Source organism: Pseudomonas sp. GR 6-02 (genome assembly GCF_001655615.1).
In the GTDB taxonomy this organism is placed as follows: Bacteria; Pseudomonadota; Gammaproteobacteria; order Pseudomonadales; family Pseudomonadaceae; genus Aquipseudomonas.
In genome coordinates this window covers 4,598,646-4,612,117 of sequence record NZ_CP011567.1, presented here as the reverse complement: position 1 = coordinate 4,612,117, position 13,472 = coordinate 4,598,646, and the positions used below count along the sequence as shown (strand labels likewise).

Annotated in this window: 13 protein-coding genes; 9 read left to right on the top strand and 4 right to left on the bottom strand. The window is 57.0% G+C overall.

Annotated elements, in window-relative coordinates; all coding sequences use genetic code 11:
• Positions 1–229: 229 nt before the first annotated feature.
• The 8 genes from PGR6_RS20175 (at position 230) to PGR6_RS20140 (ending at position 5,085) form a co-directional block, all read left to right on the top strand.
• Positions 230–943, top strand: a complete 714-nt coding sequence (locus PGR6_RS20175; RefSeq protein ID WP_018925162.1) for an FKBP-type peptidyl-prolyl cis-trans isomerase — start codon at positions 230–232, stop codon at positions 941–943.
• 295 nt (positions 944–1,238) lie between these two features.
• Positions 1,239–1,694 carry a YkvA family protein gene (locus PGR6_RS20170; protein WP_028940036.1) on the top strand — a complete coding sequence of 152 codons (456 nt, stop codon included), beginning with the start codon at positions 1,239–1,241 and terminating at the stop codon, positions 1,692–1,694.
• Between the two features lie 112 nt (positions 1,695–1,806).
• Complete coding sequence (locus PGR6_RS20165; RefSeq protein WP_026286335.1) at positions 1,807–2,148, top strand: helix-turn-helix domain-containing protein; 342 nt, start codon at positions 1,807–1,809, stop codon at positions 2,146–2,148.
• Positions 2,145–2,516, top strand: coding sequence for a hypothetical protein (locus PGR6_RS20160; protein WP_007898892.1), 372 nt, complete (start codon positions 2,145–2,147; stop codon positions 2,514–2,516). Before PGR6_RS20165 ends, PGR6_RS20160 begins: the two co-directional genes overlap by 4 nt.
• Positions 2,517–2,924, top strand: coding sequence for a hypothetical protein (locus PGR6_RS20155; protein ID WP_064619304.1), 408 nt, complete (start codon positions 2,517–2,519; stop codon positions 2,922–2,924).
• Between the two features lie 79 nt (positions 2,925–3,003).
• A complete protein-coding gene (locus tag PGR6_RS20150; protein WP_064619300.1) occupies positions 3,004–3,216 on the top strand; it encodes a hypothetical protein in 213 nt (70 codons plus the stop codon).
• Positions 3,217–3,500: 284 nt separating this feature from the next.
• The gene (locus PGR6_RS20145; RefSeq protein ID WP_064619297.1) at positions 3,501–4,442 is read left to right on the top strand and encodes a DHH family phosphoesterase; all 942 of its coding nucleotides are present in this window, start codon (positions 3,501–3,503) and stop codon (positions 4,440–4,442) included.
• A 280-nt stretch (positions 4,443–4,722) separates the two neighbouring features.
• Complete coding sequence (locus PGR6_RS20140; protein ID WP_028940044.1) at positions 4,723–5,085, top strand: DUF6463 family protein; 363 nt, start codon at positions 4,723–4,725, stop codon at positions 5,083–5,085.
• 180 nt (positions 5,086–5,265) lie between these two features.
• Here the strand turns inward: PGR6_RS20140 and PGR6_RS20135 are convergent, their stop codons facing one another.
• Positions 5,266–7,068: an ATP-binding protein gene (locus PGR6_RS20135; RefSeq protein ID WP_064619294.1), complete on the bottom strand. Its 1,803-nt coding sequence runs from the start codon at positions 7,066–7,068 to the stop codon at positions 5,266–5,268.
• On the bottom strand, positions 7,065–8,246 hold the full coding sequence (locus PGR6_RS20130) for an SIR2 family protein (protein WP_064619291.1): 1,182 nt from the start codon (positions 8,244–8,246) through the stop codon (positions 7,065–7,067). Before PGR6_RS20130 ends, PGR6_RS20135 begins: the two co-directional genes overlap by 4 nt.
• Before the next feature lie 600 nt (positions 8,247–8,846).
• Here PGR6_RS20130 and PGR6_RS20125 point away from each other — a divergent pair.
• Complete coding sequence (locus PGR6_RS20125; protein WP_064619287.1) at positions 8,847–9,170, top strand: hypothetical protein; 324 nt, start codon at positions 8,847–8,849, stop codon at positions 9,168–9,170.
• A gap of 291 nt (positions 9,171–9,461) precedes the next feature.
• Here the strand turns inward: PGR6_RS20125 and PGR6_RS20120 are convergent, their stop codons facing one another.
• Both PGR6_RS20120 and PGR6_RS20115 read right to left on the bottom strand, forming a co-directional pair.
• The gene (locus tag PGR6_RS20120) at positions 9,462–11,252 is read right to left on the bottom strand and encodes a bifunctional diguanylate cyclase/phosphodiesterase (RefSeq protein WP_064619284.1); all 1,791 of its coding nucleotides are present in this window, start codon (positions 11,250–11,252) and stop codon (positions 9,462–9,464) included.
• Between the two features lie 134 nt (positions 11,253–11,386).
• Positions 11,387–13,468: a carboxy terminal-processing peptidase gene (locus PGR6_RS20115; RefSeq protein WP_177343101.1), complete on the bottom strand. Its 2,082-nt coding sequence runs from the start codon at positions 13,466–13,468 to the stop codon at positions 11,387–11,389.
• Between the last annotated feature and the right edge of the window lie 4 nt (positions 13,469–13,472).

Genomic DNA, 13,472 nt, shown 5'->3' with positions numbered 1-13,472 from the left:
GCTGATGAAGTGCGGCAAGAGGCCATTACGCCAAGGGCTGTGGGAACCGGCATCGGGGGCTGTGAGAGCCAGATGACAGAAGCTTCATCGTTCTAATCCCGAAATGCGTTTAAACACCTGAACTTATCGGAAGTTTCCTGCTCTCATGCCGGTAGCCATTGGTCGTGGCCGCCTGATAAGCTCGCGGCTTTACTCGATTGCCCTTTAGGCGCATGAACAAGGAAATAGCATGAAACAGCATCGGTTGGCGGCGGCGGTGGCCCTGGTTGGCCTGGTACTTGCGGGTTGTGATTCGCAGACCAGCGTAGAGCTGAAAACCCCGGCGCAAAAAGCTTCCTACGGCATTGGCCTGAACATGGGCAAAAGTCTGGCTCAGGAAGGCATGGATGATCTGGACTCCAAAGCCGTAGCCCAAGGCATCGAAGATGCCGTCGGCAAGAAAGAACAGAAACTGAAGGATGAGGAACTGGTTGAAGCCTTCGCAGCGCTGCAGAAGCGTGCCGAAGAGCGTTTGGCCAAGATGAGCGAAGAGTCGGCAGCCGCCGGCAAGAAATTCCTCGAAGAGAATGGCAAGAAAGCCGGTGTCGTCACCACGGCTTCCGGCCTGCAATACGAAGTGGTCAAGAAGGCCGATGGCGCACAGCCTAAGCCGACCGACGTAGTGACTGTTCACTACACCGGTAAACTGACCAACGGCACCGTTTTCGACAGCTCCGTCGAGCGCGGCAGCCCGATCGATCTGCCAGTCAGCGGTGTGATTCCGGGTTGGGTCGAAGGCCTGCAACTGATGCACGTTGGTGAGAAGTACAAACTGTACATCCCTAGCGACCTGGCTTACGGCGCCCAAAGCCCTAGCCCGGCGATTCCAGCCAACTCGGTGCTGGTATTCGACCTGGAGCTGCTGGGCATCAAGGATCCAGCCAAACAAGACGACGCCAAGTAATCCGCGTCTGCTCGAAAAAACAACGCCTCGCTTATGCGGGGCGTTGTTGCATCTGGGGTTTGGTGAAGGTAAACAAAGCGAACGGATGCGGTACGCTGCAGTCATAGCCAGTGAGAGTGCCCGAGCTAGACGGACCGGTGCGCCAAGTCAATGAAATCTTGGGTTTTTTTATGTGAGTAAAAAACGCCCGATCTGAGCAAGACCCTTGTGAAACGGGGCCTCCAGCGGTGAAATGCAGCTCTGTTCACAAGGTTATCCACAATTTGTGTGGATAACATTTCAGTGGGAGGAAAAGATGAAAATGCCCTGGAATTTCGCCCGCTTCCTGCCAATGGCCGGGCGCCTGCTCGCCCGTGGTCGTTTGCCGACCCTGCTGTTCGCGGTTGCCAGCAAAGGTGCGAGCCAAGGTAATCGTCTGGGCAAACTAAAAGACGATCTGCGCTTGTTGCAGGCACTCTGCCTGGCCTACTGGCGTGGCGAGTACCGGGCCATCAGCCCGAAAGCGATGGTTTCGGTGGTGGCCGGCCTGATGTATTTCCTGAGCCCGGTGGATGCGATCCCGGATTTCATCCCGGTGTTCGGCATGCTCGACGACATTGCCGTGCTGGCCTGGTTGATGAAAGTCCTCGATGACGAACTCAACGCCTTCCGCGCCTGGCGCAAGCGTCAGGCGCCGGAAAAACTCGCAGTGGTTGAACGCCTGCCCGATACCCCGGAACAGCTGCAACTTCAGGGCCCGAAAAAAAACTGAACCGATTCAGGATCATCCATATTCATACCCCCCGCGACCTTGGCCGCTGTTAGGATTACACTTCTAAGGAAAAGTGCCGACTCGCTACGTGTCGTTGTCCTACGGGGTAGTCATGGATATTCAGATAATTACACGCGAAGGCGAACCAGAATATGCGGTTCTGCCATGGGCTCAGTATCAGGCTCTACTGAAAGCAGCAGGCATCAACGAACAACCACCGCGCGAAGCCACAGTGCGTCCCGCGGCCACATCAGACCAGACTCTTCCGGGTCTGGATCAACTACGCAGTTTGCGCGAAGGGAAGGGCATCGCCATTGAGGCGCTTGCCCGCACGGTAGGCATCAGCCCGTCATATCTCGCCTTGATCGAAAGCGGTGAGCGTCAACCCGACGCTGCTATTCGCCGCAGCCTCGCCTGGGAGTTGACGGTGCCAGGATGGAGGGATGAATCGTGAGCGTACGCATCAGTCGTCAACATTGGGACGGATTGCTGGGGGAACTGGATCAGGCGCGCCGTCAGCGCCATCTTCTGACTTATCGGGCATTGCTGGAGCGATTGCAGCTACCCACGCCCGCCATGCAAACCCTGACCGCCGCCCTTGAACACCTGGCCGCGCTGGACGCCAGGGCCGAGCAGCCGCTGCGCAGCTCGCTGGTGATCAGCCAGGGCGCCAGTCGCTTGCCGCGCACCGGCTTCTTCGAATGTGTCGAGCGCCTCGGACGCTTCTCCGGACCGTCCGACGGCGTGGCTGCCGCGTCCTGGCATGCCTCGGAAGTGGTGCGGGTGTTCGAATACGAGTACCCCGAGTCGGCGGAAGCCTGAGTGTTCCTACGACTCAAAGCGCGGGCCGGTTACTGGCTGGCCCGCCGGTTGTTCCACTGGTCGTGGTTTGTGCGCCAACCGCGAGGCTGGCGCTGGCTCGAGGGCCAGTTCGCGCGCATGGCCAACCTGGGCGATGTCGGCGCCCAGAGCTTCTACGGCCACATCCTGACCTTTCGCGGCGTCGGTCTTGGGGCTCGCGAGGAGGGTGTGCGATTACTGCGCCTGGCCGCGTTGGCGGGGGATGGCAAGGCGGCGTATCAGGTGGGAGTGATCTGCCTCGCGGGGACGCCGAGCAAGGCGCCGGATCCGGTGGAAGCGGCGCGGTTTTGGCGTATTGCTTTGAAGGCTGGGCATCCGTTGGCTGAGATCAAGTTGAAAGGGTTGGCGAGCGGCGATGTTGAGCAGTGATTCGATGTTCTTCGATTGCACAAGGGCTGCTTTCGGCTAGAACGCTCAAGAAAACCGACAAGGAGCCACGGGATCAGAAATGGATTTCATCTTTGATATCTTAATCAACCTGTTGGCTCATAGGATTGGCGTTTACGTGCTTGGCTTGCTGAGTGGCGGCCGTTTCAAGGGAGAAAGCGGTTTTGCCTGGGGCTGGGCAGTCGCCGTCGGCGGCTTGGTGCTGTTCGCTCCTTTCGTGGCTTTCATAGCGTTGCTCATCCATACCAGTGGTTCATACACCATTGCGCGCTGACATCCGCATGACTTCAAAATACCTCCATTCCGTCATGTTTTCGCAATGAAAGCATACGAGTCTTGTCGGCAGAAAATAGGGCATAAACAGAATGTTTCGGCACGCTAATGCGCTGTTTTAATTATGGAAAATGGATTTTAAGGACAGCCGATGTCGATGTTTTGTCAGAGCAGCCAGCAATGCTGTAAGCGATATCTTTGCTTCAGGCGGGAGTCCGCTTATTGCTCGATCATGGTGTTCGACCCGGAACTGGTTTCGGCAGCTCACGCTGTGGCCCACGTGTCATGAGGGTGGTGACCTCAGGCTCGGCGTATCTGGACATCGACGCGTATGCCTGTTGCATTGCGTACGCCGAGCTGTTGAATCACCAAGGCATTGATGCTCGGGCCGTCAGTAGCGCCCCGCTCAATGCCAGCATCTCCAGGACCGTGCTTGGATGGCAATCATCTCTGGACGATTATCTGCCGAGAGCGGGTGATGAGTTCGTGTTGGTGGATGTCTCCGACTACCACCATTTCGACCCGATGGTGGTTCTTGAACAGGTGGTGGAAGTCATTGACCATCACCCAGGCTTTGAAAACTATTGGGCGCAAAAGCTCGGATCTGCGGCAGACATCCTGCCGATCGGCGCAGCGGCAACGCTGATTTTTCAGCGTTGGGAAGCGGCAGAGCTGTTGCCGCTGATCAGCGAAAAAAGTGCTGCTTTGCTGGCCACGGCAATTCTGGACAATACCCTGAACTTCACAGGGCAGCTGACCACCCAATCGGATATCCGGGCTTATGAAGTCCTCGCACGGCGGGCGAAACTGGAAGCGGACTGGCCCGAGCGGTATTTCTCCGAGTGCCAAGCCACTATCGAGTCAGACCTGATTGGCGCGTTGGCGGTTGATATGAAGCGGCTGAAAGCCGATAGCAACCTGCCGCAGGTTTTCGCGCAGATGGCGGTGTGGGATGCCAGTGCGCTGATCCGAACGCATCGTTCAACGATCGGTCACTGGCTGGCGGCGCAGGGTGGAGACTGGCTGTTGAACGTCATCAGCATCCGCGAGTGCAAAAGCTACTTTCTGGCTGAGCCCTTGGTCAGCCAACAAAAGTTGAGCCATTTGCTGTCGATCGAATGGCAGGCCGGAATGGCTGTGCTTGAGCGCTCGCTGCTACGTAAGGAACTGTTGAAGTTGGGGTTGGCCCGCATTTCTGTTGTGAGTAAACCGTTTCTGGTTTTGTAGCTACATCGAAGTGGGGCTTTTGGCTTATTGCTGTCTATCATCAAGAGCCGCTTCCCAATAGTGGACGGTGAACACGGGATGGCTGTCGCCGCAAAACCGCATGCTCCAGGAGGTCTGCTCCGCAGCTTTGAGTCATCAAGTATTTATACGGCTGGCGCGCCATCGGTGACGCAGCCTAACATGCGGCTCAAGTCGCTGGCTAAGCTCGCTCGGGACCGGCTAAAGAAGGCCCCAAACGTTAGGCGCTCGTCCAACCTTACCGTTACGGAGCATATAAAATATGTCAAACATCGTCGCATGGACGCTGTTCGCCTTGGGCGCCTTCCATATTCCATTCGGTATTATTAAGTTCAAAGCAGCATTCGCCGCCGCTGTAGACTCTGGCTTCGTTGACCAGTTCAGAGTGCACGAAGATCGGCGTACCGCCCTCTGGTTTACCCTGCTGGGGCCGCTTTTTATGCTCGCAGGGCATACAGCGATTCACGCCGTAGCAGTTGGCGATCTCGCGCTACTTAAAATTGTTGGCATCTATGTGCTTATGATCTCGATCATTTGCGTCATTGCTGTTCCAAAATCGGGTTTCTGGGCAACGCTGCTGGTTTCACCGCTGATCATCGCGGCAGGGTATGGCTTGTACTCCTGACAAACGGTTCATGTCGTTCGCGAGGGCTTCAATGTCCACTCGGGGTCGTTTTAAGGGGATTCAGCCGGTGGACGCAACAGGCAGCAACCGGCCAAAAGCAGTCGCTCAGCAGTTGTTCTTGATTAACCGCTTTAGCCTGTGAGAGAAGGTTGTGCAGCACCATTGCTGCTGCGACTGGCTCTACTCCTCTGCCTCAACTGCCAGAGCATCACTCCAAAGCCTGTCGAGATCGACGTCCTCGCTGGCAGGTTGCTTACCATCTAGCAGTCTATCCACCTGGATCACCATCGGCAGCTCAAAAGCAGTACCAGTGACCACGCAACACCCTTGTGAGAGGCCCGGGATGAGGCTACGAGACAGAGAATCCAGCGTAGAGATTGTATTGTCGATCAAGTAAAGATCCCGATCATTCACCAAGCGGTGAATGAAGAAATTGTGTAGCTGCGAGACGATTGTGGGCGAGATATCAGCCGGACGCTGGCTGGCGATGGTAATGAACATCCCAAACTTGCGCCCCTCCTTGATGATCTCTTCGAACTGCTCGAGCCGATAATCCTTCCAAGTTTCACTTTCTCTCGCAGACTGATCGGACAGGATGTTGTGCGCCTCATCGACGATGAGATGGATGGTCCGGTCGGGCGGATTGGTGACCGTGGCCTTGTGACTGTTGTAGTAGTGCTTCGCGAACAGTAGAGGCAGAACCTTCTTAATCTCGTTGTTACAGCGGCGCATCGAGATGACCGTGAGCAGCCGCTCATCTGGTGCCGCATCCGAAACAGACAACACTTTACGCAGGTTGTCGAGTGAAGACTCGACGCGCTTCAGAAGTGGCTGAATATGCTCAAACTGAACGTATCCGGCGTTTAGATCTGACATCAGCTGCAAGTTGACGCGTAGCACAAGCTGGTCGAACTCATCGAGGCCTGCGGCGTCTAGCGTTTCTACAATTGGAGCGATATCCGCCGCGTACTGTGCGCCATCGGTACCTATGAACCGCCCCTGGTAAGTGAAGCGCCCGCCAAGCCGGTGCCAGACCACATCTGCCAGCATGTCCTGCACCTGCTGATTTCCCATGAGCCGCGAGACGGTGCGCATCAAATCCAGCGTCGCCGTCTTTACCTCCCCGGCGCAGAACGAAGTGTGGAACATCAGCTTCGCATAATTCGCGAGTGCCCCAGGAATGGCTCTATAGCGTTCCCTACCTGAGATGACACGGTTGAGGAATGGCCTTTGCGTGTTCGGGGTAGCCTGAAAGAGCAGAGCCATAGTCTCGAGCTGCCAGAATTCCTGCGTTGCCAGCGGAAACCGTGAAGCTAGATCGTTCAGGTTTGGAGCGGTAAGCGTGGACAGTTGGTAGACGGTTTTGTGATCCGCAGCGACGAGCTGCTCACCGCCGTACTCACCATTAAAATCCAAGATGATGAAACGGCTCTTACCTGCAATGAGAGGCAACTTTTGATCGAAAAGAACAGTGTAGAGCTTTGCCAGAGTATTCGACTTGCCGCTTCCGGTATTGCCGAAGATACCGATATGGCTATTGAAGAGTCGCTTCCACGGCAACCCAACCGCGATTTCCTCTTTCAGCATAGTCCCAATTCTGAAATCACTGTCCGCCTTGCGGTCGAAGATGGACCTGATTTTCTCCTCGGGAAGCAGGTAAGCCGCATCCTGGATCATCGGTAGATACTTGATGCCCTGAGTGAAACCAGAACGGTCGAAGTATCCAATCGGCCTAGCCTCTACCTTTCGTACAAACGTTTGCCGACCATCATGCATCTCAGTGCGGCTTTCATCCAGATACTCGCCCTCGACGATGCAGATGATTTGGCGGAAGCCACGCTGAATGGATAGGTATTCGCGGATTGAGACTCCCTTGTATTTCTCTCCTTCATAGAACAGGGTTTCCTTGCTCGACTGTTCATCTATCTTCAGAACCAATTTTGTTCCTTGGACGGCGATGACCTCGCCAACGCGAATACTCATATCAGGTTCTCGAGGTCTGCATCGGCCATAGGAAGAGCCGCTGGAGCTATGGGGGTAGCCGGTGCAAGAGCTGTAGCCTCCGGCCAAGCCAATACCTGCTCATTGAATGCGGTAAAATCCATCACCCCACTCTGCAGCATGAGGCACTTGACGTTACGGTTGCCCTTGAATTTTTCCTCCATTTCGGCGTGCCCAGCCTGGCTGTAACAGCAAACAAACACCTGCAGCCCCGGATTGGAGAGAGAACGCATGACGAGGTTGAGGATATGCTCGTCGGCAAACGAGAACCCGAAGGTGATGAGTACGGCGTTTGGTTTCTCAAGCTCATAACTGAGCAGCCGCAGCATTTGATAGTAATGCTCCTCGTAGACCGTCTCGTGGAACTTCCACTTGGTCGGGTTGACGATAGGAATCTGTTCATATTTGTCCCAGAACGCCACCAATTCTTCATTGGAAAAATCTGTGACTGGGACGTCGGCAAGCGTCGATGCAGGGTTAGTAAGCGCAGCCGAAAATGGTTGCAACATCGCCATAGCGTCAGCATCCAGCAGACTTTCGCGGCTAGACAGGTCGTAGCCAACCTGAATCGCGGCATCCGACTTGCTCCAGTAGACCGACCCATGCAAATGGATCAGATTGATTTGAGGAATGCTGCTCTGATGACGGCCGAAGACACCGGCCTGGCAAAGGTATGACCCGAAATTTCGGGCCTGTAGCATGCGCCGCGTGAATCCTCGCGCACCGTCATTTAGCACGAAGTCAATGTGGCCCTCCTTGATAAGCGCGTCAGCCACGAGCGGGAAGCAACCGTCATAGTTCGTCGTGAACACGTTGCAACGGCGATCCAGCGCTTTGCGCCGCTTTACCATTTCGAGTGCTGTCGTTAGGAAGGTGCGGTAGTTCTTGATAACCGTGGCACCTGCTTCTCCGGCCACCGCCTGTTCCAGGCTAATTTGCTCGGCAGGGCGGATACAGCTGGCGTAGTAGTGCATAAACAATGGAATGAGACGCCGGTCGCCCTCGCGCTCGAACTTGGTGGCTAGATCCTCCAACGTGTAGCGCGAGTTGCCCTCTCCAGTCTGGACCTGCAGCTGGAGGGTCGGGAGCAGGCCGAATGATGCTCCTGATCCGAAGAGGAAGTTGATGTCTTGATTGTAGATATCGCCGATAGAAATCACTGGCTATCCTCCCTGGCTGCGCATAATGACGAAAGGAGACGATACATCTCGCAGTGGGCAGAGTGCCACTGGGGAGGCCATGAATAACTGCGGCGCGAAAGACAGGGCCCCTGTCAGGCTGACATTAACCGCTAAGCTCGAGCGACAGCTAATGGCCGATTTCTGCCTGTCGCCACCGGCAGCTATAGATTGAAACCGGCTAGCCCACGGCGGAGAAATCAAGCTAGGCTTCAGCGAAGCCTTCCGCCACGTATGCCTTATTGAGCGAAATTTCTGGGCAAGGTCTTCGGAAGTTTCCTTCAAGTTGTGGCGGTTTTCGTGAACTGGTGCGCAGTGAGTTCAATCGATAGGCTTTGGGTGTCACTGCATATTCAGTGGCAGGGTGTAGGAACCCTTCAACCTCCCAAAGACGACATAAGTGTCGACCTCTGATTTGCGGCTGCTGACTTGCGTCCGTAAAATCAGTTGCGGCGGCTGTGCGCGGGCACGCTTCGGCGTGGTCGAGTGTCTCTGGGGCTCGATATTCCTACCCCGCGTATAGCTGCCACCCATGCCTGTAGGAAGGCAAATGGCAGCTCCTATTTTTCCTGGAGTTTTAAAATGCCAACACTTCATCCTGATCCACCCTACGAAAAACCAATTCCCCACCCCAAAAACCGCTTCATGGCGTTGACCAGCAACTGCACCGACATGCCCACCCTGTTCGTCAACACCCACGCGCCGCTGGACATTCTGACCGAGGCCGCCAGCTATCGAATACGCGCCGTCACCCAAGTGCTTGAGAACCTGTCCATGCGTGGTTCAGTCGAGTGCGATTCGATGATCCTCAGCGACTTTGCCTTGCTCTGTGCCATTCCACTGCGCGATGGCTGTGATGTGCTGGATGTGATTGGGCGGCGGTTGCGGGCTCGGTCTTCGGAGTAGCGTCTAGCGGCTTTTTGTGGCGAGGGGGCTTGCCCCCGTTCGACTGCGAAGCGGTCGCCAAACCAAGCCCCGCGGTGTACCTGACAAATCCGGAATGCAGGTTTTGGGGCCGCTCCGCAGCCCAACGGGGGCAAGCCCCCTCGCCACAGGGTGGGAGTTGTGGTGGTTGGGGCTGCTGCGCAGCCCAGCGGGAGCAAGCTCCCTCGCCACACAAGAGCAAGATCAAAAGATCGCAACCTTTGGCAGCTCCGCGCCTGTGGGCGCTGCCGAAGGCTGCGATTTTTTTGGTGATCACCGCCGGCCTGAGATCAGTGTCTCTTCGACGACTGGCACCGCCAGGCTATCAATCACATGCACGCTATACCCCGGCACATTCTTCGCGTGGTGTTTGGCTTGCGACGCCATCTCGGCCAGTTGGCTCGCGTCGAGCTGTCCGCAGGCCTGTGGATGCAGATGCACTACGCCGATGGACAGGGACAGCAGCGGAAACTCCTGGCGTACGCCCTGGCGGTTGGGGGCGATGAAGCAGCCGGCTTCCAGGTGTTCGCTGCGGTAGAAGCGTCGGCATTGGCTGTGGAAGTCGTCCAGCAGTTGGTTGAGGCGTTTGCGCCAGTCTTCCGGGCCGAGCACCAGCAGGAAGTCGTCGCCGCCGATATGGCCGACGAAGTCGCGGGATGGGTCGACGCGGTCGTTCAGGCATTGCGCCAGGCACAGTAGGACTTCGTCCCCGCGACCGTAGCCGTAGATGTCGTTGAAGGGTTTGAAGCTGTCGATGTCCACGTAGCAGATCACCGACTCCCGTTCCTGTTGTAGCAGGCGTGTCAGGCATTGCTGGATCGGCACGTTGCCTGGCAGCAGGGTTAGCGGGTTGGCGTAGCGGGCTTGCTGGATTTTCAGTTCGGTGATCAGTTTGAGTACGTCGATCACTCGGCCCAGGCCCAGATAGCCGCCGTTGAGGGTGATGATGAAGTCTTCTTCGATGCGTTGGCGGGCGCGGCTGGTGATCAGGCGGCTGACCTGTTGCAGCGACTGGCTCAGTTCCACGGCGAGGAAGTCGTCGCTCATCAAGCGGCTGATGGGTTTGCGGGCGAACAGGTCGGTGGCAAAGGGCTTGAGCAGGGCATCCGAAAGCGAATGACGGTGAACGATGCCGCACGGCCTGCCTTGCTTGTCGAGCACCGCCAGGGAGTTCAGGTTGGCCTGGCGGCGGAAGGCTTCCAGTACGGTGGCGGTCGGGGTGTCGCTGGCCATCGCCGGTTGGTCGTTGAGCAGGGCGCTGAGGTCACTGGCGTCCTCGTTCAGCATCGCTGCGGCGCTGGTTGGTTTGGGCATCAAGGTTCGGGCATCGCGGGGCGGATGCTCCTGGGGCCGGCAGAGCAGATAGCCTTGTACAAGATCGACGCCCATTTCGGTCAGCACGGCGAGTTCTTCTGGCAATTCGATGCCTTCGGCGATCACTTTTGCCCGGGACGCCTTGGCGATCTGCAGGATCGAGCCGACGAATTCACGTTTGAGTGCGTCCTGATGAATGCCGTCGATGAAGTGCCGATCAATCTTGACGTAATCCGGGCGTAATTCCGACCACAGCCGCAAGCTTGAATAACCCGCGCCCAGATCATCCAGTGCAATCGAAAAGCCCATCGCCCGATAGTGATGCAGGGCGGTTTGCAGCAATTGGAAGTCGTCGGTCGGGGTCTGTTCGGTGAGTTCGATCACCACCTGACTCGGCGGTATGCCGAAATCCTGCAGCAGTTGCAGGGTGCGGCCGGGTTGGTGGGCGGCTTCGAGCAGGGATTCCGGGGACACATTGAGGAACAGTTTGCCGGGCAGTTGCTGTTCATTGAACCGTCGGCAAGCGCTTTGGCGGCAAGCGATCTCCAGTTCGCTGAGGCGACCGGCCTGGCGGGCTACCGCGAACAGGGCAATGGGGGAGTGCAGCGGGCTGTTGGAGGGGCCACGGCTGAGGGCTTCGTAGCCGATGATTTGTCGTTCGGAGAGAGAAATGATCGGCTGGAACAGGCTGTGCAAACCGCTTTGAGTCAGTATTGAGCTCAAGGCACTCAGCTGTTCGGTTGTGGTCATGGCGATCTCTGGCGATAAAAAAAGGACCGGGAGCGCAAAGCTCCCGGTCCTTTATTTCACGACAGAATGATGTCTATTTGATGACACTCCGGGGAGCATCAGCACTAAATTGCCATCATCCTGATTGTAAGCACTTAGTGCTTGGCGACCGCGGTGTTGAGTTTCAAGTAATCCAGCAGAATCCGCCCGGTCTCGCTCAGGTAGGCGTCGTCTTCTGGCTTGGTCTTGTCCGGCTCGGCCGCGATGGCATCTTCGTCTTCTTTCTTCAGCTCTTTGAGCGGCTCTTCACCCTTGGCCTTGCGACGGATGTTTTCCATGGCCAGTTGCTTGGCTTCGATATCGGCGTGTTGTGCACGACGGTCGGCTTCATTGAGGCTGACGGTTTTTTCGGCCATCAGCTTCTGGGCCAGGGCCAGTTTGTCGCGAATGAACACGAACTCCGCGTCTTTGGCCGTGCGCACGTCATGCTCGGACTTGAGCTGCGTGATGTACGGCTTGAACGGGTCGACCGCAGGCTTGATGGCCGCACGGATGGTGTCCCACGGCATGGCTTCCGGCAGGGCGCTTTCGCCGATTTCCTTGGTGTCGATGATCGACGGGTAATCGATGTCCGGCAGTACGCCCTGATGCTGGGTGCTCTGACCGGAAACCCGGTAGAACTTGGCTAGGGTCAGTTTCAGTTCGCCATGGTTCAGCGGCTGAATGGTTTGCACGGTGCCTTTGCCGAAGGTCTGGCCGCCGATGATCAGTGCACGGTGGTAGTCCTGCATCGCACCGGCGAAGATCTCCGACGCCGAGGCGGACAAACGGTTGACCAGCAACGCCATCGGGCCTTTGTAGAACGCGCCCGGGTTTTCATCTTCCAGTACATCGACCCGGCCGTCGGCGTTACGCACCAGCACGGTCGGACCTTTGTCGATGAACAGGCTGGTCAGTTCGGTGGCTTCCTGCAGGGAACCGCCGCCGTTGTTGCGCAGGTCGATGACCACGCCGTCGACCTTGTCTTTCTGCAGTTCGGTCAGCAGCTTCTTGACGTCGCGGGTGGTGCTCTTGTAGTCCGGATCGCCGGCACGGAAGGCCTTGAAGTCCAGGTAGAAGGCCGGGATCTCGATGACGCCGAGCTTGTAGTCCTTGCCATCCTGCTTGAGGCTGAGGATCGACTTCTTCACCGCCTGATCTTCAAGCTTCACCGCTTCGCGGGTGATCGGCACGATCTTGCTGGTCTGGTCATTCGGCGCATTGCTGGCCGGAATCACTTCCAGGCGCACCACGGTGCCTTTCGGCCCACGAATCAGTTTGACCACCTCGTCCAGGCGCCAGCCGACCACGTCGACCATCTCTTTGTTGCCCTGGGCCACGCCGATGATCTTGTCGGCCGGAGCGACCTGCTTGGTCTTGTCGGCCGGGCCGGCAGGCACCAGGCGCACGACTTTGACCTGGTCGTTATCGCTCTGCAACACGGCGCCAATGCCCTCCAGGGACAGGCTCATGTTGATGTCGAAGTTCTCCGCGTTATCCGGCGACAGATAGTTGGTATGCGGGTCGTACGACATGGCGAAGGTGTTGATGTACGCCTGGAAGATATCTTCCGCGCGGGTCTGGTCCAGACGCACCAGCTGATTCTTGTAACGCTTGGTCAGGGTTTCCTGAATCTGCTTTGGCTCTTTGCCGGAAATCTTCATCCGCAGCACTTCGTCCTTGACGCGTTTGCGCCACAGGTCGTCGAGCTCGGCGGTGGTCTTGAGCCAAGGGGCATCCTTGCGGTCGACCAGCAAGGTTTCCTTGGTGGTGAAGTCGATCTTGTCGACGCCCTTGTTCAGCTCGGCAAGGGCAAAGTCCAGACGCGCCTTGACGCGATCCAGATAGCGCTTGTAGATGGTGAACCCGGCGTTCAGGTCGCCGCTCTTGAGGAAGTCGTCGAACTGGGTTTTCCATTTGTCGAATTCGGCAATGTCACTGGCCATGAAGTAGCTGCGCGATGGATCCAGCAGCTTGAGGTAGCTGTCGTAGATGATCACCGAGCGCGCATCGTCGAGCGGCGGCTTGCTGTAATGGTGACGCTTGAGCAATTCGACGACGTTCAGACTGGCGATGACTTCGTCGCGATCGGGCTGAAGCTTGTCCCAGCTGTTGGCTGCGAACGAATTGCTCGACATCGGCAAGAGACCGAGACCAATGACAAGAGCGAGGGCGGTGCTGGGGAAAAAATGCTTCATGCTG

Bases quoted from the DNA above. Each gene is read 5' to 3' on its own strand.
- PGR6_RS20175 (WP_018925162.1), top strand. From the start codon at position 230: ATGAAACAGCATCGGTTGGCGGCGGCGGTGGCCCTGGTTGGCCTGGTA.
- PGR6_RS20170 (WP_028940036.1), top strand. From the start codon at position 1,239: ATGAAAATGCCCTGGAATTTCGCCCGCTTCCTGCCAATGGCCGGGCGC.
- PGR6_RS20165 (WP_026286335.1), top strand. From the start codon at position 1,807: ATGGATATTCAGATAATTACACGCGAAGGCGAACCAGAATATGCGGTT.
- PGR6_RS20150 (WP_064619300.1), top strand. From the start codon at position 3,004: ATGGATTTCATCTTTGATATCTTAATCAACCTGTTGGCTCATAGGATT.
- PGR6_RS20145 (WP_064619297.1), top strand. From the start codon at position 3,501: ATGAGGGTGGTGACCTCAGGCTCGGCGTATCTGGACATCGACGCGTAT.
- PGR6_RS20140 (WP_028940044.1), top strand. From the start codon at position 4,723: ATGTCAAACATCGTCGCATGGACGCTGTTCGCCTTGGGCGCCTTCCAT.
- PGR6_RS20135 (WP_064619294.1), bottom strand. From the start codon at position 7,068: ATGAGTATTCGCGTTGGCGAGGTCATCGCCGTCCAAGGAACAAAATTG.
- PGR6_RS20125 (WP_064619287.1), top strand. From the start codon at position 8,847: ATGCCAACACTTCATCCTGATCCACCCTACGAAAAACCAATTCCCCAC.
- PGR6_RS20120 (WP_064619284.1), bottom strand. From the start codon at position 11,252: ATGACCACAACCGAACAGCTGAGTGCCTTGAGCTCAATACTGACTCAA.
- PGR6_RS20115 (WP_177343101.1), bottom strand. From the start codon at position 13,468: ATGAAGCATTTTTTCCCCAGCACCGCCCTCGCTCTTGTCATTGGTCTC.